General features: G+C 35.0%; 23 protein-coding genes and 1 tRNA gene. 16 read left to right on the top strand and 8 right to left on the bottom strand.

Annotated features, from left to right (window positions below; all coding sequences use genetic code 11):
* Positions 1-18: 18 nt before the first annotated feature.
* The gene (locus CGC58_RS00265; RefSeq protein ID WP_095894581.1) at positions 19-786 is read right to left on the bottom strand and encodes a murein L,D-transpeptidase catalytic domain family protein; all 768 of its coding nucleotides are present in this window, start codon (positions 784-786) and stop codon (positions 19-21) included.
* A 168-nt stretch (positions 787-954) separates the two neighbouring features.
* On the opposite strand from CGC58_RS00265, the gene CGC58_RS00260 reads away from it, so the two are divergent.
* From CGC58_RS00260 to CGC58_RS00210, 11 genes are all read left to right on the top strand, one after another.
* Positions 955-1,488, top strand: a complete 534-nt coding sequence (locus CGC58_RS00260) for a hypothetical protein (protein ID WP_095894580.1) — start codon at positions 955-957, stop codon at positions 1,486-1,488.
* 233 nt (positions 1,489-1,721) lie between these two features.
* Positions 1,722-2,972: a methionine adenosyltransferase gene (gene metK, locus CGC58_RS00255; RefSeq protein ID WP_095894579.1), complete on the top strand. Its 1,251-nt coding sequence runs from the start codon at positions 1,722-1,724 to the stop codon at positions 2,970-2,972.
* 128 nt (positions 2,973-3,100) lie between these two features.
* Positions 3,101-3,634: a DUF4136 domain-containing protein gene (locus CGC58_RS00250; RefSeq protein ID WP_095894578.1), complete on the top strand. Its 534-nt coding sequence runs from the start codon at positions 3,101-3,103 to the stop codon at positions 3,632-3,634.
* Between the two features lie 174 nt (positions 3,635-3,808).
* Entirely contained in the window at positions 3,809-6,214 is a 2,406-nt protein-coding gene (locus CGC58_RS00245; protein WP_095894577.1) for an efflux RND transporter permease subunit, read from the top strand.
* Positions 6,215-6,308: 94 nt separating this feature from the next.
* Entirely contained in the window at positions 6,309-6,851 is a 543-nt protein-coding gene (locus CGC58_RS00240; protein ID WP_095894576.1) for a DUF4199 domain-containing protein, read from the top strand.
* A 164-nt stretch (positions 6,852-7,015) separates the two neighbouring features.
* Complete coding sequence (ffh, locus tag CGC58_RS00235) at positions 7,016-8,347, top strand: signal recognition particle protein (protein ID WP_095894575.1); 1,332 nt, start codon at positions 7,016-7,018, stop codon at positions 8,345-8,347.
* A gap of 17 nt (positions 8,348-8,364) precedes the next feature.
* Positions 8,365-8,787, top strand: a complete 423-nt coding sequence (locus CGC58_RS00230) for a DUF2750 domain-containing protein (protein ID WP_095894574.1) — start codon at positions 8,365-8,367, stop codon at positions 8,785-8,787.
* A 38-nt stretch (positions 8,788-8,825) separates the two neighbouring features.
* A complete protein-coding gene (folD, locus tag CGC58_RS00225; protein ID WP_095894573.1) occupies positions 8,826-9,704 on the top strand; it encodes a bifunctional methylenetetrahydrofolate dehydrogenase/methenyltetrahydrofolate cyclohydrolase FolD in 879 nt (292 codons plus the stop codon).
* Between the two features lie 15 nt (positions 9,705-9,719).
* The gene (locus tag CGC58_RS00220) at positions 9,720-10,229 is read left to right on the top strand and encodes an IS1096 element passenger TnpR family protein (RefSeq protein ID WP_095894572.1); all 510 of its coding nucleotides are present in this window, start codon (positions 9,720-9,722) and stop codon (positions 10,227-10,229) included.
* A gap of 70 nt (positions 10,230-10,299) precedes the next feature.
* Positions 10,300-11,358 carry a nucleoid-associated protein gene (locus CGC58_RS00215; protein WP_095894571.1) on the top strand — a complete coding sequence of 353 codons (1,059 nt, stop codon included), beginning with the start codon at positions 10,300-10,302 and terminating at the stop codon, positions 11,356-11,358.
* 247 nt (positions 11,359-11,605) lie between these two features.
* Positions 11,606-12,886 (top strand): Glu/Leu/Phe/Val family dehydrogenase, encoded by a 1,281-nt coding sequence (locus tag CGC58_RS00210; protein WP_095894570.1) that lies wholly within the window; start codon positions 11,606-11,608, stop codon positions 12,884-12,886.
* 92 nt (positions 12,887-12,978) lie between these two features.
* Here CGC58_RS00210 and CGC58_RS00205 read toward each other — a convergent pair whose 3' ends face one another.
* The 7 genes from CGC58_RS00205 to CGC58_RS00175 form a co-directional block, all read right to left on the bottom strand.
* Positions 12,979-13,521 carry an RsmD family RNA methyltransferase gene (locus CGC58_RS00205; RefSeq protein WP_095894569.1) on the bottom strand — a complete coding sequence of 181 codons (543 nt, stop codon included), beginning with the start codon at positions 13,519-13,521 and terminating at the stop codon, positions 12,979-12,981.
* A 40-nt stretch (positions 13,522-13,561) separates the two neighbouring features.
* Entirely contained in the window at positions 13,562-14,878 is a 1,317-nt protein-coding gene (locus tag CGC58_RS00200) for an MATE family efflux transporter (protein WP_095894568.1), read from the bottom strand.
* Positions 14,871-16,154, bottom strand: coding sequence for a glycosyltransferase family 4 protein (locus CGC58_RS00195; protein ID WP_095894567.1), 1,284 nt, complete (start codon positions 16,152-16,154; stop codon positions 14,871-14,873). Before CGC58_RS00195 ends, CGC58_RS00200 begins: the two co-directional genes overlap by 8 nt.
* A 168-nt stretch (positions 16,155-16,322) precedes the next feature.
* The gene (gene rpsA, locus CGC58_RS00190; RefSeq protein ID WP_095894566.1) at positions 16,323-18,077 is read right to left on the bottom strand and encodes a 30S ribosomal protein S1; all 1,755 of its coding nucleotides are present in this window, start codon (positions 18,075-18,077) and stop codon (positions 16,323-16,325) included.
* A gap of 246 nt (positions 18,078-18,323) precedes the next feature.
* Positions 18,324-19,373 (bottom strand): tRNA preQ1(34) S-adenosylmethionine ribosyltransferase-isomerase QueA, encoded by a 1,050-nt coding sequence (queA, locus tag CGC58_RS00185; RefSeq protein ID WP_095894565.1) that lies wholly within the window; start codon positions 19,371-19,373, stop codon positions 18,324-18,326.
* Between the two features lie 169 nt (positions 19,374-19,542).
* Positions 19,543-19,615, bottom strand: a tRNA-Pro gene (locus tag CGC58_RS00180).
* 148 nt (positions 19,616-19,763) lie between these two features.
* The gene (locus CGC58_RS00175; protein WP_095894564.1) at positions 19,764-20,246 is read right to left on the bottom strand and encodes an ABC transporter ATPase; all 483 of its coding nucleotides are present in this window, start codon (positions 20,244-20,246) and stop codon (positions 19,764-19,766) included.
* Between the two features lie 258 nt (positions 20,247-20,504).
* On the opposite strand from CGC58_RS00175, the gene CGC58_RS00170 reads away from it, so the two are divergent.
* The 5 genes from CGC58_RS00170 (at position 20,505) to CGC58_RS00150 (ending at position 25,441) form a co-directional block, all read left to right on the top strand.
* Positions 20,505-21,350: a transketolase gene (locus tag CGC58_RS00170; protein ID WP_095894563.1), complete on the top strand. Its 846-nt coding sequence runs from the start codon at positions 20,505-20,507 to the stop codon at positions 21,348-21,350.
* A gap of 35 nt (positions 21,351-21,385) precedes the next feature.
* Positions 21,386-22,258: a mechanosensitive ion channel family protein gene (locus CGC58_RS00165; protein ID WP_095894562.1), complete on the top strand. Its 873-nt coding sequence runs from the start codon at positions 21,386-21,388 to the stop codon at positions 22,256-22,258.
* Between the two features lie 22 nt (positions 22,259-22,280).
* On the top strand, positions 22,281-23,684 hold the full coding sequence (locus tag CGC58_RS00160) for a TIGR00341 family protein (protein WP_095894561.1): 1,404 nt from the start codon (positions 22,281-22,283) through the stop codon (positions 23,682-23,684).
* A gap of 44 nt (positions 23,685-23,728) precedes the next feature.
* A complete protein-coding gene (locus tag CGC58_RS00155; protein WP_157909164.1) occupies positions 23,729-24,091 on the top strand; it encodes a hypothetical protein in 363 nt (120 codons plus the stop codon).
* Positions 24,092-24,187: 96 nt separating this feature from the next.
* Positions 24,188-25,441 carry a pyridoxal phosphate-dependent aminotransferase gene (locus tag CGC58_RS00150; RefSeq protein ID WP_095894559.1) on the top strand — a complete coding sequence of 418 codons (1,254 nt, stop codon included), beginning with the start codon at positions 24,188-24,190 and terminating at the stop codon, positions 25,439-25,441.
* The last annotated feature ends 110 nt before the right edge of the window (positions 25,442-25,551 follow it).

Here is a 25,551-nt window from a genome sequence, read left to right as displayed (position 1 = left end):
TCATATAACAACTTAAACTTAAAGTACAGAATATTCAATTAATTTTAAGACATTCAAGTATTTAGATGAACTCAAGTACTTCGGATTGTTGTAGTAAGCAAAAATCATCGTTTTTTCTTTGATTGTTTCTATAACTTGTTTGTAAATATTTTTAGGAAGTACAGGGCATCCCAAACTTCTTCCCATACGACCATTTCTCTTTATATAGTCTTCACTGGCATAATCCGCTGTGTGAATTACAACTCCACGTTCAGCCATATTGCTATTATATCCTTTTTCATCACCGTGAAGTTGCAAGCTAAATCCTCTACTTCCCATATAGGTTTTTCCCGTTATATAGAAGCCTATGCTACTTTTGTTAGATTCTTTAACATTTGAGAATGAAGTGGCCGTTTTCTCTCCGCTTTTTTTGCCGTGTGCAACGTAAGTATTGTAGATAACTTGTTTGCTTTCTAAATCAATTGTGTAGAAACGCTTTGTATTGCAATCTTTTGAGAAGTCGATAATTGAGAAGATTTCTTTATCGTTCAGTCGTTGTTGTTTTCTGAGAGATTGGTAACCAATGTAGGCGTATCTGAAAGCCTCGAAGTTTAAATCGTATTGTTCGGCACCGATTTCATCATAAATATCTTTGATGTTTGTTTCCATCTTTTTCAGAGCCAGAGAAACGTACTCTTTTGAGCTAATGGAATCGCTAATTGGGTTAAAAACAGCATTTTCTGCTTTTGTTAGATGTGTTGAGATAAATAAAATAAATAAACAAATTACACGGAATATCTTGTTCATAACATATGACTATTATACTATAACAAAAATCGATGCAAAGCTATGTCCATATAATTTAAAAAGCAAGACTTCAATAAATAAAAAATTGTTAATTAACATTTTTATAGCGAGTAAAAAAATTGCCGAATCATTATATTTACGTACTTTTGCAAGTGTAAATATTTTAATATGAAGAAATTAATTTTAACATTCGGGTTTATTTTTATCTGCGGATTTTTGGCCGCTCAACAAGGGAATTCTTCAATATCAAAAGCCTATTCTCCCAATAATTGGACTTTTGGCGGGAACGTAGGGCTTTCGGGAGGAAGTTACGGATTAGGGGTTTTCATCACACCGAGAGTTGGTTACAAAATTTCAGAATCTTTTGAAATAGCTATGAATCTGAACTATACGTTTCAAAGTACGGAATACTATAAAAACAACCTTTTAGGATTTGGTCCTTCTGTTAGTTATTATATAGGAAGAAATTTTTTCGCAAATTCGTCTTTTCAGCATTATTTTGTATCTCAGAAGCATAAAACGACCAAAGCTTCTTACAATGCACGGGAAAATGCGTTATACATAGGAGGTGGCTATATGCAACATTTGGGAGGAAGAGCCTATATGCAACTTGGGCTTTCCTACAACGTACTTTATGACAAAAACAAAAGCATATTTTCAACAGGATTTATCCCTAATGTGGGAATTGTTGTTGGGCTGTAAAATTTTTCTTTTTTGTTTTTCTGTTTTTGTTTGTTTTTGTACCTTTGCACCCGAATTAATAACAAGAGGAAAGATTTGGACTGATTGCAACCTCTTTTTGGAACTTCCAAAAAAATGCTAAAACAGTGATTTATATTACTTTATAATTGCTAAATGATTCTTTCTTAGCCAGAAATGAATGATGAAAATTGCAGTTATCGCCTAAAATCTTCCTTTCTAAAAATTTTATAGAAATGGGATATTTATTTACCTCCGAGTCCGTTTCAGAAGGACATCCAGACAAAATTGCAGACCAAATTAGTGATGCACTTATTGACAATTTTTTAGCCTTTGACCCTACCTCAAAAGTTGCCTGTGAAACTTTAGTAACAACAGGGCAAGTGGTGCTTGCTGGCGAAGTAAAATCGAACACTTATATTGATGTTCAGCAAATTGCACGAAATGTTATTCGCAAAATTGGCTACACCAAAAGTGAATATATGTTTGAGGCAAATTCTTGCGGAATTTTGTCGGCAATTCACGAGCAATCACCTGATATTAATCAAGGAGTTGACAGAGGAAATCCGGAAGAGCAAGGAGCCGGAGACCAAGGTATGATGTTTGGTTATGCGGTTAATGAAACTGAGAATTATATGCCCTTGGCGTTGGATTTGTCACACGCTTTATTGAAGGAATTAGCCGAGTTACGTCGTGAAAATAAGGAAATTACATACCTTCGTCCCGATGCTAAAAGTCAGGTTACTTTGGAATATAGCGATGATAACAAACCCGTTCGCATCAATACAATAGTAATTTCAACGCAACACGATGACTTTGATACGGAAGAAAAAATGTTGCAAAAGATTAAAAATGACATTGTAACTATCTTAATTCCAAGAGTTATCAAAAAATATCCGCAATACGCTCCTTTCTTTGATGATAATATTATTTATCACATCAATCCGACAGGTATTTTCGTTATTGGAGGTCCGCACGGCGACACGGGACTAACAGGCAGAAAAATCATTGTGGACACTTACGGCGGAAAAGGAGCTCACGGCGGAGGAGCTTTTTCAGGGAAAGACCCAAGTAAAGTGGACAGAAGTGCGGCTTACGCAATGCGACATATCGCTAAAAATATGGTTGCTGCCGGAGTTGCAGATGAAATTTTGGTACAGGTGAGTTATGCTATCGGAGTTGCAGAACCTACTGGGCTGTATGTCAATACTTACGGGACTTCAAAAGTAAATTTGACCGATGGCGAAATTGCTCTAAAAGTTGGAAAAATTTTCAGATTGCGTCCGTACGACATTGAGCAACGATTGAAGCTTCGTAATCCAATATACAGTGAAACAGCAGCTTACGGGCATATGGGACGTACTCCGCAAACCATCACCAAAGTCTTTACTTCACCTTATAATGAAACAAAAACTATTGAAGTAGAGCTTTTTACGTGGGAAAAATTAGATTTTGTGGACAAAATTAAAACCGAATTCGGAATATAAGGCTTAAAAATGTCTTCTTTAAAAAAATTGTAAGTTTTTTTTGCTTTTTCAGTAAAAATAATGATTTTCGGTATGGATTTTGCGGTAGATTTATTTGATAAATATTCAATCAATAAAAAGTATAAAATATGAAAAATGCAGTATCAATTATCATTGTTTTATTCATTGCTTTGACTTCATTTTCGTGTGCAAGTATATCTGTAGCAGTGGATTATGACGGAAAAGCAGATTTTTCTGCCTACAAGTCGTATGCTTTCTTTAAAGAAGGTGTGGACAAAGCTCAAATTTCGGATTTGGACAAAAGACGTATCTTGCGTGCCATAGAGCAAAATCTCAATGCAAAAGGAATGGTAATTTCCGAAAATCCTGATTTTCTGGTAAATATTTTTACAAGAGAACGTGAAAATATTAATGTTTACAACAATCTTTATTATTGGGGATGGGAAATGGGATGGAGACCTTTTTGGGGAGGAGCCTCTTACAGTGTAAGTAGCAATGCCGAAGGAACTCTTTACATTGAAATTATTGATGCCAAGAAAAAAGAACTCCTCTGGCAGGGAAAAGGAACTGGGTATATTCCTCAGAATGTGGAAGCTAAGGAAGAAGCTATTGCCAATTTTGTAAATAAAATTTTGGAAAAATATCCACCGATGAAAAAATAAAATCATAATGTAGTATTTTAGAAGGAAGAGGTAATTGAAGTTTTTTCGTTACCTCTTTTTTGTTTTTTGATTTTTCTCTGAAAGATTATTGTCTGTCAGGAATAAATTAAGAAATCTAATCCTGAATCTGGAAATTAATTATTATTTTTGCACGAATATTTTAAAAATTTACCAATGATTAAATGGTTTAAAGCAGAATTTTGGACAACCATTGCACGATTAATACTACGAAATAGAATAACTGTTCTGGTAGGTATTGCACTGATTACCATTTTTTTAGCTATTCAGTGGAAAAATATTCGTTTTACTTTTACGGAAGCGAATATGCTGCCAAACGAACATCCTGTAAATTTGGAGTACAAGGACTTTTTATCAAAATTCGGAGAGGAAGGAAATTTGATTCTACTTGCCATCAAAAATGAAAATATTTACACTCCTGAAATATTAAATCAATGGAATGAATTAAGCAGAAAACTTAAAAATTTTAAAGAAATAAATGCTGTAATTTCGGTTGAAAATCTGCCAATTTTGGTAAAAGATACTACAACACAAAGCTTCGTTACGAGTTCACTTTTAAAAGGAAAAATTGAAACTCAAAAACAGGCAGATAGCATAAAAACAATACTTGCCGAAAGACTTCCTTTTTATGAGGGACTGATTTATAATAAAGAAACACAAACTTTACAAACTGCGGTGTATATGGATAAAAAAATCATAAACACTAAAGCTCGTAAAGATTTCATTATTAATCAGTTTATTCCTATAATAAAAAATTTTGAACAACAAACCAAGCTGAAGGTTCACACCTCGGGAATGCCTTACATTCGTACACTTAGTGCTCAAAGCATTATGGATGAGATAGGTTTGTTCATCGGGGCAGCTTTGTTCACAACCTCACTTATTTTTTTCTTGTTTTTCCGTTCGTTTCGGGCGATGTTTATTTCAATGACAGTCGTGTCCATTGGAGTTATGTGGACGTTCGGTTTCCTTGGATTGTTTGATTACGAAATCACGATTCTTACGGGATTAATTCCTCCGCTGATAATCGTTATCGGAATTCCAAACTGTATCTTCTTGATTAACAAATATCAACAAGAAATAAACAAACACGGAAATCAAGCAAAATCGCTTCAACGTGTTATCCGAAATATAGGTAACGTAACCTTGCTTACAAATCTTACTACTGCCATTGGTTTTGCTACATTCATATTTACAGCCAGCGACCTTTTGCAAGAATTTGGTGTAATTGCCTCATTGAGTGTAATTTCCATTTTCTTTATTTCGCTTCTCATAATTCCTATTATATATAGTTTTATGAAAGTTCCGAAAGCAAAACACTTGCGTCATTTGAGTCGTAATTGGATTGGTGGACTTATTCGCTGGCTTGAAAACACGGTTAAACATCATCGATTTGCAGTATTTTCTGTTGCTGTTACTTTGCTTGTTACCAGTATTATAGGAATTTATCAAATCAAAATCTCAGGAAGTTTGATTGAAGATATGCCTAAATCTGCCCCTTTCTTTGATGATATTTTGTTTTTTGAGAAAGAATTTGGCGGAATTATGCCTTTGGAAATCACTGTAAATACAAAACAGAAAAACGGCGTAACCAAATTGGCAACTCTCAAACGACTTGAAGAACTTACTTCTCACTTGGAGGAAATTCCTGAAATTTCAAAGCCAATTTCAATTCTGAATTTGGTAAAATACGCAAAACAAACGTATTACAACGGAAATCCGGATTATTACGAATTGCCTACCGCACAGGAACAGAATTTTATCCTGTCGTATGTGCGAAATTCAAAAGGAAACGCTCAAATGTTGTCATCTTATATAGATTCATCGGGGCAAACGGCTCGTATTACGACCTTTATGAAGGACATCGGTACAGAGAAAAAGATGCAACAAATTGAAGAAAGCATTTACGCAAAGGCTAAAAAATTATTTCCAGAAGACAGATATGAGCTGAAAATCACAGGAAAAGCGTATTTGTTTACAAAAGGAACTTCTTATTTGGTTACGAATTTGGTATATTCGTTGGCTTTGGCAATTTTACTGATTGCACTAATTATGTCGTATATGTTCCGTTCTTTCAAAATGATTGTAGTTTCATTGGTTCCGAACATTTTACCTTTGTTGATAACAGCAGGAATGATGGGATTTTTAGGAATTCCGTTAAAACCTTCTACTATATTGGTTTTCAGTATTGCATTTGGAATTTCGGTAGATGATACAATTCACTTTTTGGCTAAATATCGTCAGGAATTGGTTGCCCGAAATTGGAAAATCAGCAAGTCGGTTTATGCTGCGTTACGTGAAACGGGAATTAGTATGTTCTACACTTCCATTGTGTTACTTTTCGGATTTTCAGTGTTTTTGCTATCAGGATTTGGCGGAACAAAAGCTCTCGGAGGATTGGTGTCCGTGACATTGCTTTTTGCGATGGCTACAAATTTGCTGTTTTTGCCAAGTTTGTTGCTGGCTCTTGAAAGAAGCATCGCAAATAAGGAAACTTTAAAAGAACCTCAAATAGAGATTTTTCCGGAGGAAGAAAAAGAAGAAGAAACAAAATCCGAATAATCACAAATAAATAAACATTTTTTAAGAATTATTTGTAATTATGATTTATTTCTGTATATTTGGCGAATAAATTTTAACTAAAATTCTTATTTCTATGGAAACAAATGCAGTGAACAGCAAAAACATTATGCTAAAAAACGGACTTTATTTAGGTTTGGCATCTATCGCGATAAGTGTAATTTGGTATGCTACAGGGAATACTTATTCCACAAATCCATTGATGGGAACCTTACTGACTATTATCGGTTTAGGAATTTCAATATTTTTCATCGTTGTTGCAATCAAAAAATTTAAAGCAGAAAATAATGGTTATTTATTTTTGAGCCAAGCCTTAAAAATAGGGATTGGAGTTGCATTGATTGGTGGCGTTATAGCAGCTGCTTACGCGTTACTTTTCACCACTGTAATTGAACCTGATTATTTTGAAAAGCTCCTTGAAGTTCAGCGACAAGCAATGATTGAAGCTAACCCTAATTTGACCGAACAACAATTACAAGCTATGGGAGAAATGGCTGAGAAATTTTCTCTTTCTCCATTTACCACATTTACATTTTCCATCATTGGGAGTTTATTTTCTGGACTAATTATATCCCTAATTGCGGGAGCTGTAATGCAGAAAAAAGAACAAGTATATTAATAAATAACACACTTTATATCATACAAATAAGCAATAGGTTCATTACTTGTTGCTTATTTTTTTATTGTAACTTATCGTATTTTCTGTCTTTTAAAACTTTTTTATTTTTCACTTTCTCATTATCACTTTTTTAGTATCTTTGCATATTCAATAAATAGGAAATTATGTTTGATAATTTAAGTGATAAGTTAGAAAAAGCCCTGCATAACCTCAAAGGGCACGGAAAAATTACCGAAATTAACGTTGCTGAAACCTTAAAAGAAGTGCGTCGTGCCTTACTTGATGCCGACGTAAACTACAAAATAGCAAAAGAATTTACCAATAAAGTAAAAGAAAAAGCATTAGGACAGAGCGTACTTACTACGTTGCAACCCGGTCAGTTAATGGTAAAAATCGTTAAAGACGAACTTACTGAGCTTATGGGCGGTGATGCTTCGGGAGTAAATTTGTCAGGAAATCCGTCTGTGATTTTGATGTCAGGTTTGCAAGGTTCGGGTAAAACAACTTTTTCGGGCAAATTGGCTAACTTCCTTAAAAAGAAAAAAAATAAAAAACCTTTGTTAGTTGCTTGTGACGTTTACCGCCCTGCAGCGATTGACCAGCTTCATATCGTTGGGGAACAAGTGGGCGTTGAAGTCTTTTCAGATAAAGGAAATAACAATCCTGTTGATATCGCTCAAAAAGGAGTTCAGTACGCTAAATCAAACGGTTACAATGTTGTAATTGTGGATACGGCAGGTCGTTTGGCAGTTGATGAACAAATGATGAATGAAATTTCAAATATTCATAAAGCCATCAATCCGCAAGAAACTCTTTTTGTTGTGGATTCAATGACTGGGCAAGATGCCGTGAATACCGCCAAAGCATTTAACGATGTACTTAATTTTGATGGAGTTATCCTTACCAAATTAGACGGCGATACGCGTGGTGGAGCTGCGATTTCTATCAAATCGGTTGTAAATAAACCAATTAAGTTTATTGGTACGGGCGAGAAAATGGATGCTATTGATATTTTCTATCCTGAACGTATGGCCGACCGTATTTTGGGAATGGGTGACGTGATCTCACTTGTGGAACGTGCTCAAGAACAGTTTGATGAAGAACAAGCCAGAAAATTACAGAAGAAAATTGCTAAAAATCAGTTTGGTTTTGATGACTTTTTGGAACAAATACAGCAAATCAAGAAAATGGGAAGTATGAAAGACCTTTTGGGAATGCTTCCTGGGGTTGGAAAAGCTGTGAAAGACCTTGATATAGGCGATGATTCTTTCAAACATATCGAAGCAATTATTTATTCGATGACTCCGAAGGAACGTAGCAATCCGTCAATTATTGACAGTAACCGCAAAAAACGTATTGCCAAAGGAAGCGGACGTGATATTCAGGAAGTTAACCAGCTTTTGAAACAATTCACGCAAATGAGCAAAATGATGAAAATGATGCAAGGTGGTGGCGGTAGAAAAATGATGCAAATGATGCAGGGAATGAGGCAATAATTCTATTTTAATAAAAAATGCACGATTTTATTCATAAAATACTTGAAAACGGACTGGTTTTCTATCTGAAAAACAAGAAGGAAGTAGCCGTTTGTCCATCAAATACCTTTTTTATTGAAGAAACAAACACTCCCATTTCAGTTTTTCCGTTTTGGTCGGACAAATTGACGGCAGAACGTTGCCGCAAGGAAGAATGGGAAAATTATGAAGTTTCGGAAATTTCACTTGCTGATTTTATGGAGTTTTGGTGTTTGGGAATGTATGAAGATGGCGTGGCAGCGGGCATCGATTTTGATGAAAATTTGTGTGGAGAAGAAGAAATCCCGACAGAATTACTCAAAAAAATAATTGATGAAGTTGAAAAAACCAATACAAAAATCACATTCAAAAATTTCAAAACATTAAAACAACTCAAAAACTATTTAGAAACAGAAGATTAAACCAAAAAATAAATCATTGACAACAAAAAAATAAAGATATGAGACTATTAGACGGAAAAAAAACATCGGAGCAAATCAAGCAAGAAATTGCCGAAGAAGTAAAACAAATTAAAGCACGAGGCGGAAAAGTTCCTCATTTGGCAGCTGTTTTGGTAGGGAATGACGGAGCAAGTTTAACCTACGTAGGAAGCAAAGTAAAGGCTTGTGAGCAAGTAGGGTTTGATTCTACTTTGGTAGAACTTCCTGCCGAAATTACCGAAGCAGAATTATTACAGAAAATCAATGAGTTAAACAAAGATAAAGCCATTGACGGATACATTGTACAGCTTCCTTTACCAAAACATATTGATAGCCAAAAAGTGCTAATGGCAGTTGATCCTGAGAAAGATGTGGACGGATTTCACCCTGCTAACTTCGGGAAAATAGCGTTGGATATGGAGGCTTTCATTCCGGCAACTCCTTTCGGTATTATGGAACTTTTAAAACGCCATAATGTGGAAACCAAAGGAAAGCACGTGGTTGTGGTAGGTCGTTCGCATATTGTGGGTCGCCCAATGAGTATTTTACTAAGCCAGAAAGGAAATCCGGGGAATGCAACTGTAACACTTACACATAGTTACACTCCTAATTTAAAGGAAATCACAAAACAAGCCGACATCATTATTATGGCTTTGGGAATTCCTGAATTTTTAAAAGCAGATATGGTAAAAGACGGTGTAACAGTGGTTGACGTGGGCATCACTCGTTTGAAAGATGAAAATACTCCGAAAGGCTACCGAATTGTGGGAGATGTTGATTTTGAGCAAGTAAAAGAAAAAGCCGATTACATTACGCCTGTTCCTGGTGGTGTTGGTCCAATGACCATTGCTATGCTTCTGAAAAACACGCTTTTGGCAAGAAAATGGAAAGAAAAATAAATTTTTAAATTAAAAATGATATACAAATTTAGAGTTATACTCGATGTAAAAGAAGACGTTTTCCGTGACATAGTAATTCAGGGAGATGCAACTTTGGAAGATTTTCACAACGTTATCATACAATCATTCGGGTTTGCCGGTGACGAAATGGCATCATTTTACTTAACCGATGATGATTGGAATCAAGGCGAGGAAATCACCCTTTTTGACCTTTCGGAAAGTGGCGAAATTCGTTTGATGGAAGAAACATCAGTGGATTCAGTGGTAAGTGAAGAAGAACCTAAGTTGCTTTACGTTTACGATTTTTTCAATATGTGGACTTTCTTCGTGGAGCTTGTAGAAATTTCAGACGAAGAAGATGGTGCCTCCTACCCTTCTCTACTTTTCGCTCACGGTTCAATTCCAGCCGAAGCACCCGAAAAATTCTTTGAAGCCGATGATTTTAACGAATTTGAAGATGAATTCAGTGACTTCGATATGGACGAAGAAGATTACGACAATTTCAGAGAAGAAGATTATTACTAATATTTTGAGGTTCAAAGTTTGAGGTTTTTGACTTTGAACCTCAATTCTGAACCTTAAATCATAATAAAAAATGCTAAATCTTTACACCACACACATAGATAGTTTATCTATCCATCGTATTGGAAATCAAAGTAAAAACGAACCCTTATTTTTGTCACAACAGCCCTATTCGCTTAATGATGAAATAGTTGGTTTGTTGAAGGAATATTTTTTCAAGCCTTTCCGTGAAAAGGAGGAAAATTATTTCCGATTTTCACACGATGTAGATGTGGAATTCAACGAACTTTATCAATTGGTAGCTTCCATTTTTGAAAATGAAAATTCAATTCACGAGGTTTCTAAAAAAATAGCCCAACATCTTTATAATCAGTCCAATCATCCGCATATTAAAAGTGGAGAGTTATATGTTACTCTGCTTCACGATATTTATTTGGATAACAATAAAGTATCTGCTGTTGGGATTTTTAAATCGGAAATGAAACATAGTTTTCTGCAATTTGAAGAAAACCAAAATCAGTTGGATATCATCATTCAAGAAGGCGTGAATATTCACAAATTGGATAAAGGGTGTATCGTTTTCAATGTCAATAAAGAAGAAGGTTACAAAGTACTTTCGGTGGATAGCAATCGCTACGATACAAAGTATTGGCTGGAAAACTTTTTAGGTGTAGATGCTTTGATTGATGAAAATTTTTACACAAAGAAATATCTGAAATTCAGCCAAGATTTTGCCAAAGACGTGATTCTTCCTGCCGAAGATAAAAAGCAAGAGGTAATGTTTATGAATCGTGCGATAAATTATTTTGCTAAAAATGACGAATTCGAGGAAACTTCTTTTGTGAATGAAGTAATTGATAATCCGGAACTTATCCCTGAATTTAAACATTATAAGGTAGAAAAGGGACCTAAATACCAAATTGAAGATGTTTCAAGTTTTCCGATAGCCAATAAAGCGGTTTCGGACGTTCGCAAGAAAATCAAAAACGTAATTGAGTTGGATACAAACATTCAAATACGAATGGATTTTGTGAATCCTGAATCAGCTGAAAAATTCATTGAAAAAGGTTGGGACGAAGAAAAACAAATGTATTATTATTTGGTGTATTTTAACCGAGAACAGAAAAATTAAATAAAAATATCGAAATCTAAAAAATAGAAAGTGAATTAAAAGTTCAACTTTCTATTTTTTGTTTTAAATAGTTTCGTTTTGCTTTATTATTTTTCGATTTTTTTCGTATTACAAAAATACTAATTCATTGATAATACGTTAGATGAGCTAATATTTTTATGAATATGTAAAAAATGTTACTTACTATTTTTGTTTATATCAATTTTAATACATACTTTTACGCTTATTTTTATTATATTTATAAATTATGAGTAACGATACAGAAAAGAAAAGAACTGGAATGTATGAAAACGTGATGCACGAGTTCAACAAAGCCGCTGATAAAATGAATTTAGATGCAGGAGTACGCAAGATTTTAGCTTCTACGCAGAACGAAATCGTGGTGCATTTCCCTGTTAAAATGGATGATGGTTCTATTGAGGTTTTCACCGGATACCGCGTTCAGCACAATAACGCTTTAGGTCCTTATAAAGGAGGATTGCGTTACCACCCAACTGTGGATATTGACGCTGCGAGAGCTTTGGCAACTTGGATGACTTGGAAATCAGCTATTGCGGGGCTTCCTTATGGTGGTGGAAAAGGAGGAATTCAGATAGACCCTTCAAAATATTCACAAGGTGAGTTGGAGAGAATTACACGCCGATTTACATATGCTTTGGGCGACAATATCGGACCAGATTATGACATTCCTGCTCCGGACGTAAATACAAATGCTCAAATAATGGCTTGGATTTCAGATACCTATGCTTCTGCAAAATCTCCAGCGAATCGCTCTATAAATCTACACGTAGTTACTGGGAAGCCTGTTTTGTCAGGAGGATTACAAGGTAGAGACCGTGCCACAGGATTTGGAGTTGTGGTTTCTATTCAAAAATGGGCTAAGAAAAATAATGTTGATTTGAAAGGAAAAACATTCATTGTTCAAGGTTTCGGAAATGTAGGTTATTGGGCAGCTCATTTTTTACACGAATTAGGAGCTAAACTCATTGCAGTTCAAGACCATACAGGTTCAATTCTTAATACGGAAGGAATCAATCCGGAAGATTTAATAGCTTATGCAAAAACAAACAAAGGCGGAGTTGGTGGATACGCTAAAGCGAAGATTATTGATAACGCAGAGTTCTGGAAAACAGATTGTTTCCTTTTAGTTCCTGCTGCTTTGGGCAATCAAATCACGACTGATAACGCCAACGATATCAAAGCAACTCTCATCGCTGAAGGTGCAAACGGACCTACGGACTCTGCTGCGGAAGAAATTTTGATGAAGCGAGGCATTGCTATCATTCCTGATATTCTTTGTAATAGCGGAGGTGTAATTGGCTCATATTTTGAGTGGTTGCAAAATAAACGTGCTGAAATATGGGAAATTGATGAGGTACTTGTTAAGCTAAAACAAAAAATTGAAACTGCATTTGATGCCGTGGTAGCTTCAGCTGAAAAATATCAAACAGATTACAGAACTGCTGCATATATTGTTGCTTTGGCAAAAATAGAGCAAGTATATAAAGAAAGAGGAGTTTTCCCTTAATAGATATTTCATTCAAAAAAGGTTAGACATTAAAAAAGTTACTCTTTTGGGAGTAACTTTTTTATTTTATTAGATTATTAAAATTCTGTTTATTAGCTCTCTAACTCAAAAAAACTGAATAAATTTCCTCCATATTTTTTGGAATATGAAAAGTTTGAAACGTCTTCTAAATCAGTTTGTTTTGAATGTTCTATAATGAGGACTCCGCCTTCGTTTAGTAAGTTTCTGTCAAAAACTAAATCTACTATTTCAGCAAATTTTTCTTGAGTAAAATCATACGGAGGGTCTGCAAAAATAACATCAAACTTTTGGTTTGTTTTTTTTAAATAACTATACACATCTGATTTAAAAGTAGTTATAGAGTATTCCAATTCTTTAGCTGTTTTTGTAATGAATTGTACACACCCACTATGGCTATCTACCGAAATGATGTTTTGGCTTCCTCTGCTTGCGAACTCATAGCTGATATTGCCTGTTCCGGCAAATAAGTCAAGAACGCTAATTTCATCAAAATAATAGTTGTTATTCAATATGTTAAACAATGCTTCTTTGGCAAAATCCGTTGTAGGGCGAACGGGTAACTTTGCGGGAGCAATGAGATGTTTTCCTTTGTTTTTTCCTGAAATGATTCGCATTTTATATGTTTTTCCGTCTGCAAAAGTAACTAAAATAAAATTATTTTTGAATAAAATTTGCCCTGAAATGAAGAGCCAAGAGCAGTCCGCGAGTGATTATCCAGGCAAAAAAAGCGAGCCAAATTCCTTTCAATTCCCAATTAAAACTTTGAAATAAATATAAAAAAGGCAAAAATACTACAAAAGTAGCAACTAAAAGCACGTTTCTCAATGTTTTTGTAAATCCAATACCTTTATAAACACCATCAAGTAAGAAAGTTATGGAATTAATGGGTTGCATCAAGACTACAATCCAAAAAGTACTAAAAAACAAATTGCGAATATCCTCATTTTTGGTGAAAAAGTTTCCTATCGGAAAATAAAAAACGGAATAAACCAAAACCAAAGCAAATCCTATCAATATTGTGATTTTCAACAAGTCTTTTACTAAAATTGTCATTGTTTCCAGTTTTTTCATTCCGTATAACTTTCCTGAAAGAACTCCACCCGCACTGCTATAACCATCAATAAAAAAGGCTGAAAATAGCCAAATTTGAGCCAACAAAGTATGTGTTGCCACGAAAGAATTATCACTTTCTCCCCCCAGATTTGTCGCTACACGAAAAGCAAAAAATAAAGCAATTTGTAATGAAAGTGAGCGAATTAGGAGATTAAAACTCATTATCAAATTATTCCAAAAAGAAGGATGTAATTTCCTGAAAATAAATATTCTGAAAATAGTTTTTTGATGCAAGAAAATCAAAGCCAGCACAAACATCACTATTTGTGAAATCAAAGTAGCCCAAGCCAATCCTTTTACTCCCAAATCCAATAAAAACACAAAAACTAAATTCAAAATAATATTAAGAATTCCGCCAAATACACTGATAACCATCGCCCAAGAAGTGTTCTGTACGCCTTTAAAAACGCCGTAAAGCATTATGGTTAAAAGAGTTAAAGGAAATCCCCAAACACGTATGTTAAAATATTGCAGACAAACGTCCAACAACTTTCCTTCCGCTCCATAAAGCCGAAAGAGAGAATCTCCTAAGGCAAAACTAATTCCGGAACCTATTAAAGAAATCCCCGCACTGAACCAAAAAACCTGAGAGACCAATCCTTTCAAGTTCCTGAGCCTACTTTGCCCATAACCTTGTGCCACTTGCGAAGCTATGGCATACGATGTTTGAGCAAAAATCCAAATAATTGCAGTAATAAAAGAACCAACGATTCCCACAGCTCCAAGTATTTCTTCTGTATTTGTAGGAATATGCCCGGCAACTATCGTGTCGGTTAAAGATATGATAGGTTCAATAATCCCCGAAATAATGGCAGGAATTGCCAAACGATTGATTTCTTTTAAAGAAACTTTAGACATTTTTTATTAATTCAGCTAACTTTTCGGTTAAATTTTTTCTACTGTAAGGAGCTAATCCTATAGGGTTAGTTTTCAGATTATTATGCTTATAGTTATTGTACCAAGCCAAAATAATTTCCTTAATTTTGGTTTCGTTATCATACCCAACAAAACACCCAGTATTAGTTTCCTTAATAATTTTTATAACATCCCAATTTTCAGGACCTATTGCTAAAATAGGACGTCCCGAAATCATATATTCAAACAATTTCCCGGGTATAATGCATTCTGTCTCTTTTGAATTAATTTCAATTAATAACAATACTTGAGATTTTTGCTGTAATTCAATAGCTTCATTATGAGAAATATACCCCATATTTGTTGTATATTTACTCAACCCTAAAGAATCTATTTCTTCTTCTACATCGCTACTTATTTTTCCTGCAAAACATAATTCAAAGTTTTCAGCAAATTCCTTATTTTCAGCAACTAAATCAGCTAATACTTTCCAAAGTACCTTTGGATTTCTATCAGAAAGCAATGAACCGATATGTGAAATTAAAAATTTATCCGAAACCTTTGCTTTCGGCTGATTTACAATATCATATCCATTGGTTGTTACTTTAATTGGCTTTTTTGTAATTTGTGAAAATTCCTCCTTGGTTTTAAAACTTGTAACAATAACTAAATCAGAAGATTGTAAGATTTCTTTTTCCCAAAATTTATGTTTTTTATCAGCCCATTTTGTCAGACGTAAATCTTTGTAATAACCGATTGTTGTCCACGGATCACGAAAATCACTAATCCATTTTAGTTGTGGAAATTTCTTTTTCAAATAATAACCTATTAGGTGTACACTATGAGGCGGAGAAGTAGTTATAACTGTTTGAATTTCATTTTCTTGTATAAAATTTGAAAGGAAATTAACAGATGGTTTTATCCAAAACTTTCTCGCATCGGGAATAAATAAATTGCCCCGTATCCAAAGCATAATTTTTTCTATAAAAGATACTTTTTTACGAGGAATAATTCCCGAACTTATTTTCTGTGTTTTCTTTTTGGAAAATAAAGAAGCTAATCCGTATGGTTCCCAAATAGGATGTTTTATTACCTGAATATCAGATGGTAAGTCCTCCCCTATTCTTTCATCAATTATTGGATATTCCGGATTTTCAGGTATATAAACAATAGGCTCAATGTTAAAGTCACGCAAGTACTTAACAAACTTTATCCAGCGTTGTACTCCGGGTCCTCCGGCAGGTTTCCAATAATATGTAATGATTAAAACTTTCTTCATCTTAATTTGACTTATTTCTCTGACTGAAAAAATGTAATGAATTCAACTCACAAACTTCGTAATAAATTTATAAAAAATGAAATTTTTTAAATTTAAAATGCAAAAAAGCCGTCACTTCCCAGCAACGGCTTTTCCTCATTAAAACAAAAAATTATGAAAAAAACTAAATTACTTTCCTTTTTCCATTTTGTCTTTCAACTCTTGAAGAGCTTCTAAGTCTCCTAAAGTTGATTTTTCGACAGTTGTTGTAGAGCTTGATGCTTCTTTAGCAATTTTCTCTTCTTCTTCTCTAAAGATAGAAGTGTGAGAAGCTACAACTCTTTTGAATTCTTTATTGAACTCAATCACTTTGAAATCAGCTGTATCGCCTTTTCCAAGTTTCTTGCCATCTTCTTTCTCTAAGTGACGTGTAGGTATGAACGCAACGATATCCTCATTAAATTCAACAGTTGCTCCTTTATCTACCATTTTAGAAATAGTTCCGCTGTGAACTGTTCCTACCGCGAAATCTACTTCATATTTATCCCAAGGATTTTCAGTAGTTTGTTTGTGTCCTAAAGAAAGTTTACGAGCATCAACATCTAATTCTAAAACTACGACATCCAATTTATCTCCTACGTTCACAAATTCTGAAGGATGTTTGATTTTTTTAGACCAAGAAAGATCTGAGATGTAAATCAATCCGTCAATTCCTTCTTCTAACTCAACAAATACTCCGAAGTTTGTAAAGTTACGAACTGTTCCAACGTGTTTTGAACCTACAGGATATTTTGTAGCGATGTTAGCCCAAGGGTCAGAAGTCAATTGTTTGATACCCAATGACATCTTACGCTCATCACGATCCAAAGTTAATACAACAGCTTCAATTTCATCACCAAGATTTACAAAATCCTGTGCTGAACGAAGGTGTGTACTCCAAGACATTTCCGATACGTGAACTAAACCTTCAACTCCTTCTGCGATTTCAACAAAAGCACCATAGTCAGCAATAACAACTACTTTTCCTTTAACTTTATCTCCAACTTTCAAGTCGTCAGCTAAAGCATCCCAAGGGTGTTTGCTTAATTGTTTCAATCCTAATTGGATACGTGATTTGTTATCATCAAAATCTAAGATAACTACGTTTAATTTTTGGTCTAATTCAACCACTTCGTTCGGATGATTGATTCTTGACCAAGAAAGGTCTGTAATGTGGATTAATCCATCAACACCACCTAAGTCAACAAACACACCGTAAGAAGTGATATTTTTAACAACACCTTCCAAAACTTGACCTTTTTCAAGTTGTCCGATGATTTCTTTTTTCTGTTCTTCAATATCAGCCTCAATAAGAGCCTTGTGTGAAACAACTACGTTTTTGAATTCGTGGTTTACTTTCACAATTTTGAACTCCATTGTTTTGTTCACATATTGTTCGTAATCACGGATAGGTTTCACATCAATTTGAGAACCTGGTAAGAATGCCTCAATTCCAAATACATCAACAATCATACCACCTTTTGTTCTGCTCTTAACAAATCCGTTTACGATTTCTCCATTTTCGTGAGCCAAATTCACACGATCCCACGCTTTAATTGTACGTGCTTTTCTGTGAGAAAGTACCAATTGTCCTGTTTTATCCTCACGGATGTCAATCAAAACTTCTACTTTATCACCTACTTTTAAGTTAGGATTATAACGGAACTCATTCAAAGAAATAACACCTTCCGATTTGGCATTGATATCGATAATCGCCTCTCTGTCAGTGATTCTAACAACTGTTCCTTCAACAACCTCATTGTCCTGTGTATCAACAAAATTGTTTTTTACTAAATCCTCAAAGTTTTTCAACTTATCCTCTTGAACACCTTCAATACCTTCTTGGTATTTTGTCCAGTCAAAATTTTGCAAGAATTCTTCTTGCGTTTGTTTTTGTTCAGCCATTTGCTGATAATTAAATTTGTATTTCCTTTTGAAAATCAAGAGTTTAGCGAATTTTCATCAGAAAGAATTAAACATTAAAATAAACCTCTTTACTCTTTAAACGCTTATAAGAGAGTGCAATATTACGAATAATTTTGTTATTCACAAAATTTTTATGGTTTTTATCTCGAAAAATATGAAATTAAAGAAATTTCTGTCGAATTTCAAATCTAAAAAACCAAACTATTCTTCTACGGAATGGGATGCTTAAAGTATCAACATCGCATCTCCGTACGAATAAAACTTGTATTTTTCAGCTACTGCTTCCTTGTAAGCCCTCATTACCAAATCGTGCCCTCCGAAGGCAGAAACCATCATCAAAAGAGTTGATTTTGGAGTATGGAAGTTGGTAATCATTGCATTAGCTACGCTAAAATCATACGGAGGAAAAATAAATTTATTCGTCCAACCGATGTACGGATTAACTGTATTTTCAGATGAAACAGAACTTTCCAAAGCTCGCATCACAGTTGTCCCAACGGCACAAACCTTTTTTTTGTTAAGTTTGGCTTTATTGATGATTTTGGTCTGATCTTCAGGAATGAAAACCTCCTCACTATCCATTTTATGTTTTGAAAGATCCTCTACTTCAACAGGGCTAAATGTACCCAATCCTACGTGTAGAGTTACTTCTGCAAAATTTATCCCTTTGATTTCGAGCCTTTTCATTAAATGTTTTGAAAAGTGCAAACCGGCAGTGGGTGCAGCAACAGCTCCTTCGTGCTTAGCGTAAATGGTTTGATATCGCTCTTCGTCCTCAGGCTCTACAGCACGCGAAATATACTTAGGTAGAGGTGTTTGCCCCAATTCTGTTAATTTATTGCGGAATTCTTCGTAAGATCCATCGTACAAAAAGCGAAGAGTTCTTCCTCTGGAAGTCGTATTATCGATAACTTCAGCTACCAAACTGTCATCTTTTCCAAAATAAAGTTTGTTACCTATTCGGATTTTTCTGGCAGGGTCAACTAAAACATCCCACAAACGTTGTTCTGCATTGAGTTCTCTAAGTAAAAAAACTTCGATTTTAGCTTTGGTTTTTTCTTTATTTCCGTACAAACGAGCAGGAAAAACTTTAGTGTTGTTCAGCACGAAAACATCCTGATCATCAAAATAATCAATGACATCTTTGAATAACCTATGCTCAATTTCTCCCGTTTTTCGGTGCAAAACCATCAAACGAGCCTCGTCGCGATTCTCACTTGGATATTCGGCTAATAATTCTTTTGGAAGGTCGAAGTTAAAATTAGATAATTTCATCTGAATCAATGTATATTTTTTGTAAAAGCGTGCAAATATACATTTTGAAGATAGGGGTTGTCAAGTAATTTATAAAATAATTTTATTTTTATTTTGTAAATAACTATAAATAAAACGATTATGTTTCAAAAAGAAAAAGAATTTAGAATCATTATCAGAAGTTAAAAAGTCGGGGTGACTGGACTCGAACCAGCGACCACACGCACCCCATACGTGTACGCTACCAACTGCGCCACACCCCGATTTTTTTTCCGCGTGCAAATTTACATCTTTTTTCGAAATAAGAAAATATTTTTTGAAAGACGAAAATCACCTAAATAAATTCTTATAAAAAAACGAATACAAATAATTGATAATAAGTTGTTTTTCTTTTAAAAAGATGATTTTAAATTATAGAAAACGACTGTGCCAGCTTTCTTCCATTGGAATTTCCCAATGAGTTTCGTATTCGGCTTTTGTATTTACTAAATTATTGAATACGATGGTTTTAGCAGAAACAGCTTTTTCTTTTACCATTTTTTTGAAATCAGCTAAGTTTTTGTACGCGATAAACTCTCCTTGTCTGTAACTTACGTTCATTCTGTCAAGCAAATCAACTTGAAAATCTTTTTCTAATTGCTGAATAAATTGAGCCAAATTGTCCAACGAACATCCTGAAACTGCGTGTAATTCCTGATTTACTCCTATCACAACAAATCTATTGTAACGTAATTCGTATGAGGCAGTTAGCCCAATTCCGTGAGCCGTCCAATTTTCCAGATATGTTTTTATTTTGGTGTGTAATTCTGCTTGTTCTGCTTCGGTGAAACTGCGATTACTTTGGTATATCCAAATTCGTGAATTTTCGGGTAATTCTTTAAAATCTATGTACATTTTCTATCTATTTTATCTAATAATCAATATCTTAAAAAGTAAAATTAATTTTGAATTCTACAATCTTAATACTTTTGCGAGCACAAAATTACAATATTTTATATAATCAATTCCATTTTTAATAAAATCGAAGCAAAATTTATCTTTTTGAAAAAGTATTCTTTTGATTTTGTTTTTGTTACACTTTCATTTTTTTGAATCTTCTTGCACACAAGAATAAAAAGATATACATTTGTGCGGATAAATTAAAAAATAACTATGTCGAATATTCAACAACTTACAGATTTAACTACGCAAGTACGTAGAGATATTTTACGAATGGTTCATAAAGTAAATTCAGGACATCCCGGTGGTTCGCTTGGTTGTACTGAATTTTTAGTTTGCCTTTATAACGAATTAATGGAAATTAACACCGATTTTTCAATGGACGGCAAAAATGAAGACCTTTTCTTCCTTTCTAACGGACATATTTCTCCAGTGTTTTACAGCGTTTTAGCACGAAGAGGCTATTTTCCTATAAGTGAGCTAAATACATTCCGATTGCTAAATTCACGTTTGCAAGGTCACCCCACTCCACACGAAGGATTGGAAGGCGTACGCATTGCTTCAGGTTCTTTAGGGCAAGGGCTTTCTGTTGGGATTGGAGCTGCACTGACCAAAAAACTCAACGGTGATAAGCATTTGGTGTACACACTACACGGAGACGGCGAACTGCAAGAAGGACAAATTTGGGAAGCAGCGATGTACGCTGGCGGAAAAGGCGTCGATAACCTGATAGCTACCGTTGATTACAACAAAAAACAAATCGACGGAAGTACCGATAATGTTCTGCCATTAGGCGATTTACGAGCCAAATTTGAAGCATTCGGTTGGCAAGTAATTGATATTGAAAAAGGAAATGATATTCCTTCTATTCTTCAAGGGATGCAAAAGGCCAAATCGCTAACCGGTAAAGGAAAACCCGTATGTGTACTTCTGCATACCGAGATGGGGAATGGTGTAGATTTTATGATGGGCACACACGCTTGGCACGGAAAAGCACCGAATGATGAGCAACTTGCCAAAGCCCTCGCTCAAAATCCTGAAACATTAGGAGATTACTAAAAAATTATCTGCCTAAAAGCATAAATCTTGCTAAAATGAAAGAAACAGAGTTCGATTTTTTCGAAAAACTTAAGGAAGTAATGAACTATGTAATTTTTAATATACAAGGAAGTAATTTTACTTTATTGACATTGGTATATTTAATAGTTTCTATTACTGTTTTGATTTTTGCTTCGAGGAAAATCACGTATTTTCTGGAACATAAATTCTTTGTAGGTCGCATCGCAGAAAAAGGAAATCGTTCTGCGATTGTGACTATAATTCGATATTTGATTTTGCTATTTGGCTTTCTGTTCATTTTTAAATCAGCAGGATTTGAATTAGGGGCTTTCAGTTGGCTTTTTGGGGCATTGGGTGTCGGTATCGGATTTGGTTTACAGAACATTACCAATAATTTTATATCAGGGATAATTATTCTTTTTGAACGTCCAATCAAGATAGGCGACCGCATTCAGGTTGGAGATATTTCAGGAGATGTCATTTCTATTTCAATGCGTTCCACTAAAATTGTTACTAATGACAATATTTCGGTAATTGTACCTAATTCTCAGTTTATTAACGGAAATGTAACGAATTGGTCGCATAATGATCGTTTGGTTCGTTTTCATTATCCTGTGGGAGTTGCTTATAAAGAAGACCCTGAAAAAGTGAAAAATATTGTTCTGGAAATAGCTAAAAATCATTCCGGCGTATTGAAAGACCCGGCTCCGGCTTTTTGGTTTGTTGAATACGGCGATAATTCACTAAACTTTGAGCTTGTTGTCTGGACATCTACCTATATTCAAAAGCCAATCGTTTTAAAAAGCGAATTGTACTATGAAATTTTTAAGGAATTTACAAAACATAATATCGAAATTCCTTTCCCACAACGCGATTTACACATACGTTCGGGATTGAATAATATTTAAATTTAATAAAAATGAATTAACTATGAGTGCAATGAATGACACAAATGAGAAACCTAAAAGTATTTTAGAACAAACTAAAGAGTTTCTCTCTGAATTGATGAATATTCGTCAAGACACCGACAGAAAAGCTACCATCGAAAGTATAAAAGCCGACATTTCCTTTAAAGGACACACCTCTTGGATTTTGATTTGCTCCATCGTAATTGCATCATTAGGATTAAATGCCAATTCAACAGCTGTAATTATCGGAGCGATGTTAATTTCTCCATTGATGGGACCTATTTTAGGAATGGCTCTTTCCTTGGCTATCAATGATGTGGACTTATTACGACGAGCCGTAAAGAACTTCGGGGTGATGGTTGTCTTGAGTGTGACTTCAGCTTTTGTTTTCTTTTGGTTGTTTCCGCTTCGTGATACTTCCTCTGAGCTTTTGGCACGTACTTCCCCTGATATTCGCGACGTATTGATTGCCTTTTTCGGTGGATTGGCTTTGGTAATCGCTCGAGCTAAACGTGGTACAATGGCAAGTGTTATTTTTGGAGTTGCTATTGCTACTGCATTGATGCCGCCACTTTGTACTGTTGGTTTTTTCTTAGCTGTTGGTGATTGGAAATTGGCTTTGGGAGCTTTGTATTTATTCTTAATCAACACCATTTTTATTGGTTTGGCTACATTTTTGGTACTTCGTTTCTTACGTTTACCAATGGTAGTTTATGCAAATTCTTCCAAACGCAAGCGAATTTCAAATATAGCTTACATTTGTGCTACTTTGGTAATGGTTCCTGCGGGATATACTTTCTATGAAGTTTGGAGAGTTTCTCAGTTTAAGAATAATGCCAATACTTTCATTGAAACCAGTATCGACACGTACGAGTTTGACGGAGGTCGTTTCTTAAAAGACCTTTCAAAAGTGGAATACAATAACGGAAATCCTTACATTGAATTGGTTTTCTTTGGTGATATTCCTATTCCTGATGAAGTAAAAACCCTTTGGAATAACCAAAAAGAAGCTTATCCGTATTTGAAAAATACAGAGTTACGTATCTTGAATGATAGCCGAGAGCGTGACCAAAGTCTGTACGTTCAGGAGTTGTATAATACTAATAAAGAACAACTTATTTCAAGCCAAAGTAAGATAAAATTACTGCAAGACCAAGTGGAAACTTTGGGCAAATACAACAAGGAAGCTGCTAAATTCCAACAAATCACGAAGGAAATAGCTGTAAATTATGAGGATATTGCTTCTGTTTCATTTGCTAACGAACTGAAAAGTAACTTCAAGAAGATAGATACAATTCCTGTTTTTCGTATTCAATGGAAAAAGGAACCCAAAAAAGATGAACGAAAAGCTGAAATAGAAAAACTAAGAAAATGGCTTTCAACTCGCTTGAACAATAAAAAAGTTTTAGTGAAAGAAGAAAATTAACGACAAACTAATACAATAATTCAAAATAAAAAGAAATAATTATTATGACAAGAAAATTAACAAAAATGATTTATGCGGTAGTTATTGCTTTATCAATGTCTTGCTCAAAAAACGAAGACAATAACGATAACTCACAACCACTTTATTGGGAAATAGATGAACAACGTTTCACGGCGGAAGGAGGAAAAGCGTTCGATAACGGAGCATCCATTTCGGTGTACGTAACTCCACATCCGAGTAATTGCTCGTCCAAAGTCTATGAATATGACAATTATTTAAACGTAGAAATCCCAAAAAATGCCGACAAAAATGAATATAATGTTGTTTTCGGGCGTAAGGGAAGTATTCCTATGAATGCTTTAAACAGTAACTATTTGGGTAGAAGCAAAAACAATTTCAGGTCATAAAGCTGAAGGAAAATATACCGTTCCGTATTGCAAATAAAGAACATTTAGGGCACATATGTATTTATCGAACCTTAATTTTAAAAACATCAAACCATAATGAACGTATCAAAATTAGCACAGAATTTAATTGGTTCTGAGATTGTAAAGATTGGAAATGAAGTAAACGATCTCAAAGCCAAAGGCGAAAAAATCACAAATTTAACTATTGGCGATTTGGATTCGAATATTTATCCCATTCCTGATGAGCTTAAAGAGGGGATTCAACAAGCGTATGCCGACAATCTTACGAACTATCCGCCGGCAAGTGGTATCCTTCCGCTTCGGGAAAATGTTTCAAAAGACCTCAAACAACGTTACGCATTGGAGTACTCGGCGAAAGATATTCTTATCGCAGGAGGTTCGCGTCCGTTGATTTACGCAACCTTTAAAACTATTGTAGATGAGGGCGATAAAGTGATTTATCCTGTACCTTCGTGGAACAACAATCACTATTCGTATTTGAATTCTGCTCAGAAAGTAGAACTGGAAGTTAAGCCTGAAAACAACTTCTTACCTACGGCGGAAGAGCTACGTCCGCACCTGAAAGATGCCGTTCTGTTAGCACTTTGTTCGCCACTTAATCCGACAGGAACGATGTTTTCCGAGCATCAACTCAGAGAAATTTGCGAACTTATTGTGGAAGAAAACCGCAAACGTGGAGCAGACGAAAAGCCCCTTTACTTGATGTATGACCAAATTTATGCGATGCTTACCTTTGGAGAAAAACACTTTAATCCGGTGAGTTTAGTCCCTGAAATGAAGCCTTATACGATATTTATCGATGGTTCTTCCAAATGTTTTGCGGCTACGGGCGTTCGCGTGGGCTGGGCTTTTGGTCCTTCGGAAATCATCGGTAAAATGGCGGCTCTACTTACGCACGTTGGGGCGTGGGCTCCGAAACCCGAACAACAGGCGATGGCTCAGTTCCTTACTGATACTAAAGCAGTTGACACATTCGTAAATGATTTCAAAGGAAAGATTAAACATAGTTTGGAAACCCTGCACGAAGGCATTCAGGCATTGAAACAAAAAGGATATGCAGTGGAAAGCATTCGTCCGATGGGAGCTTTGTACTTAACCATTCAGTTGGATTATGTTGGAAAAACCACCCCGAAAGGCGAGAAACTTAACGATACAACCGACTTGGTTTTCTATCTGATTAAGGAAGCTGGAATGGCATTAGTTCCGTTTTCTGCCTTCGGAAATAGCCGAACAATGCCTTGGTTTAGAGCTTCGGCGGGCGGATGTTCGTTGCAAGATATTAAGGACGTTCTCCCAAGATTAGAGAAAGCCTTAAGCGAATTGAAATAGAAAAACAACAATCAAACGGAGCAAAGTTTTCAACGGAAAAAGTATAAAATCAGACTTTGCTCCGCTTATTGGTTTCAAATCTCAACTAAAATCATCACACCTTATATATA

This window comes from Capnocytophaga stomatis, assembly GCF_002302635.1.
Classification (GTDB): domain Bacteria; phylum Bacteroidota; class Bacteroidia; order Flavobacteriales; family Flavobacteriaceae; genus Capnocytophaga; species Capnocytophaga stomatis.
The sequence above is the reverse complement of the archived record's forward strand: the minus strand, read 5'-3'. Positions and strand labels throughout refer to the sequence as shown.

Excerpts from the sequence above, each read along its gene's own strand:
- CGC58_RS00205 (WP_095894569.1), bottom strand. The coding sequence starts at position 13,521 with ATGCGAATCATTTCAGGAAAAAACAAAGGAAAACATCTCATTGCTCCC.
- CGC58_RS00260 (WP_095894580.1), top strand. The coding sequence starts at position 955 with ATGAAGAAATTAATTTTAACATTCGGGTTTATTTTTATCTGCGGATTT.
- CGC58_RS00210 (WP_095894570.1), top strand. The coding sequence starts at position 11,606 with ATGAGTAACGATACAGAAAAGAAAAGAACTGGAATGTATGAAAACGTG.
- queA (WP_095894565.1), bottom strand. The coding sequence starts at position 19,373 with ATGAAATTATCTAATTTTAACTTCGACCTTCCAAAAGAATTATTAGCC.
- CGC58_RS00165 (WP_095894562.1), top strand. The coding sequence starts at position 21,386 with ATGAAAGAAACAGAGTTCGATTTTTTCGAAAAACTTAAGGAAGTAATG.
- CGC58_RS00200 (WP_095894568.1), bottom strand. The coding sequence starts at position 14,878 with ATGTCTAAAGTTTCTTTAAAAGAAATCAATCGTTTGGCAATTCCTGCC.
- CGC58_RS00150 (WP_095894559.1), top strand. The coding sequence starts at position 24,188 with ATGAACGTATCAAAATTAGCACAGAATTTAATTGGTTCTGAGATTGTA.
- CGC58_RS00170 (WP_095894563.1), top strand. The coding sequence starts at position 20,505 with ATGTCGAATATTCAACAACTTACAGATTTAACTACGCAAGTACGTAGA.
- CGC58_RS00215 (WP_095894571.1), top strand. The coding sequence starts at position 10,300 with ATGCTAAATCTTTACACCACACACATAGATAGTTTATCTATCCATCGT.
- CGC58_RS00175 (WP_095894564.1), bottom strand. The coding sequence starts at position 20,246 with ATGTACATAGATTTTAAAGAATTACCCGAAAATTCACGAATTTGGATA.
- CGC58_RS00160 (WP_095894561.1), top strand. The coding sequence starts at position 22,281 with ATGAGTGCAATGAATGACACAAATGAGAAACCTAAAAGTATTTTAGAA.
- CGC58_RS00155 (WP_157909164.1), top strand. The coding sequence starts at position 23,729 with ATGACAAGAAAATTAACAAAAATGATTTATGCGGTAGTTATTGCTTTA.
- ffh (WP_095894575.1), top strand. The coding sequence starts at position 7,016 with ATGTTTGATAATTTAAGTGATAAGTTAGAAAAAGCCCTGCATAACCTC.
- folD (WP_095894573.1), top strand. The coding sequence starts at position 8,826 with ATGAGACTATTAGACGGAAAAAAAACATCGGAGCAAATCAAGCAAGAA.
- rpsA (WP_095894566.1), bottom strand. The coding sequence starts at position 18,077 with ATGGCTGAACAAAAACAAACGCAAGAAGAATTCTTGCAAAATTTTGAC.
- CGC58_RS00265 (WP_095894581.1), bottom strand. The coding sequence starts at position 786 with ATGAACAAGATATTCCGTGTAATTTGTTTATTTATTTTATTTATCTCA.
- CGC58_RS00230 (WP_095894574.1), top strand. The coding sequence starts at position 8,365 with ATGCACGATTTTATTCATAAAATACTTGAAAACGGACTGGTTTTCTAT.
- CGC58_RS00250 (WP_095894578.1), top strand. The coding sequence starts at position 3,101 with ATGAAAAATGCAGTATCAATTATCATTGTTTTATTCATTGCTTTGACT.
- CGC58_RS00220 (WP_095894572.1), top strand. The coding sequence starts at position 9,720 with ATGATATACAAATTTAGAGTTATACTCGATGTAAAAGAAGACGTTTTC.
- CGC58_RS00195 (WP_095894567.1), bottom strand. The coding sequence starts at position 16,154 with ATGAAGAAAGTTTTAATCATTACATATTATTGGAAACCTGCCGGAGGA.
- CGC58_RS00245 (WP_095894577.1), top strand. The coding sequence starts at position 3,809 with ATGATTAAATGGTTTAAAGCAGAATTTTGGACAACCATTGCACGATTA.
- CGC58_RS00240 (WP_095894576.1), top strand. The coding sequence starts at position 6,309 with ATGGAAACAAATGCAGTGAACAGCAAAAACATTATGCTAAAAAACGGA.
- metK (WP_095894579.1), top strand. The coding sequence starts at position 1,722 with ATGGGATATTTATTTACCTCCGAGTCCGTTTCAGAAGGACATCCAGAC.